The organism is Streptomyces antarcticus (assembly GCF_026627255.1).
GTDB classification, from domain to species: Bacteria; Actinomycetota; Actinomycetes; order Streptomycetales; family Streptomycetaceae; genus Streptomyces; species Streptomyces antarcticus.
Map to the genome: position 1 here is coordinate 1 of NZ_JAPNLM010000078.1, position 1,715 is coordinate 1,715.

Annotated in this window: 1 protein-coding gene; it reads left to right on the forward strand. The window is 69.6% G+C overall.

Features of this window, described 5'->3' with window-relative positions:
- The first annotated feature begins 141 nt into the window (after positions 1–141).
- Positions 142–1,569 carry an IS1182 family transposase gene (locus OTB16_RS39090; protein WP_420717889.1) on the forward strand — a complete coding sequence of 476 codons (1,428 nt, stop codon included), beginning with the start codon at positions 142–144 and terminating at the stop codon, positions 1,567–1,569.
- Positions 1,570–1,715: the final 146 nt, after the last annotated feature.

Genomic DNA, 1,715 nt, shown 5'->3' on the forward strand with positions numbered 1-1,715 from the left:
CTAGGAGCGTGGGTCAGTAACGGGCAGCCCACGTTCGGTTCGTGATCATTCATGCGGAATGATGTCGGTATGCATGGTGGGGATGGGCTGTTCGAGGTCGAGCCGGTCGAGAAGAAGCGGCCGCAGGGTCGTCCGGCGGCGGTGGACAAGCGGTTTAGGGCGTTCGACCCGCACCAGGTCCTGCTGCTGCCGCCATCGCTGGACGACTGGCTGCCCGAGGGGCACCTGGCCCGGTTCGTCGCCGACCTGGTCGATGACGTGCTGGATCTGGGGCCGGTCCTGGCCGACTACACCGAGAAGCGCGGCTTCCCGCCCTACGACCCGCGCCTGATGGTGCGCCTGCTCATCTACGGATACACCACCGGCATCCGATCCTCCCGCGCGATCGAGCGCAAGTGCGCCGACGACATCGCGTTCCGGTTCCTGGCCGCCGACCAGGCCCCGGACTTCCGGTCGATCTCCCGGTTCCGCCGCCGCCACCTGGACGCACTCGCCGACCTGTTCACGCAGTCCCTGCACCTGGCGCAGAAGCTGGGCATGGTCAAGATGGGCCGCGTCGCCCTGGACGGCACGAAGCTGGAAGCCAGCGCCTCCAAGCACAAAGCGATGAGCTACGGCCGGCTCATCGACAAGGAGGAGCGGATCGAGGCCGAAATCGCCCGGCTGGAGGCGATGGCCGCCGCCCTGCTGGCCGACGCCGAAGCGAGCGACACCGCCGAAGACGTCAGATTCGGCGTCGACGGCAAGGACGTGGACCTGCCCGCCGAACTGGACCGCCGCGAGAAACGACTCGCCCGGCTCCAGGCCGCCCGCGCCCAGATCGAAGCCGAGGCCGCCGAGAAAGCCCGCCGCCACGCCGAGGACAAGGAACGCCGCCGCCAGGAGCGCGCCGGCACCGACGACGAACAGGCCGTCACCGACGCCGGGCAGCGGGCCGCCGCGAAAGCCCGTCCCAGGCCGAAAGCGCAGGCCAACTTCACCGACCCCGACTCCCGCATCATGAAGAACAGCGACGGCGCCTACATCCAGGCCTACAACGCCCAGGCCGTCGTCGACGCCGAACACCAGGTCATCACCGCCGCCGACGTCACGGCCAACGCCGCGGACACGCTGAACTACACCACCATGCTCGACCAGTCCGCCCAGAACACCGGCATCCACCCCAAGCAGGCACTCGCCGACGCCGGGTACTGCTCCCAGACCAACCTCGAAGCCGCAAAAGAGCGCCAACTCGCCTGCGGGACCGACACGTTCATGGCCACCGGCCGCCTGGCCCACGACGAGCAGGTCCCACCCGCACCACGCGGACGCATCCCCGCGGGCGCCACGCTGAAGGAACGCATGGCCCGCAAACTGCGGACCAAACCCGGCAAAGCCGCCTACCGCCGCCGCAAGGCCATCGTCGAACCCGTCTTCGGACAGATCATGACCTGCCAGAACGGCCGCCAGCTCATGCTCCGCGGCGAAGACGCCGCCCGAGGAGAATGGCGACTGCTGGCCGCCTGCCACAACTTCCGCAAGATCTTCCGGCACACCGCGACCACCGGACTCGCCGCGGCGACCGGGTGACCGGCCCGGCCCAGGCCCTCCCCTGGACCAACCCGAGGCCCAGGAGACCCCGGCCTCGGGCCAGCCAACACCGACCAGGCGACTACGACCGACCCCGCCAGCCCCGACCACCCACCCGCTTGCCCGTTACCGACCCACGCTCCTAG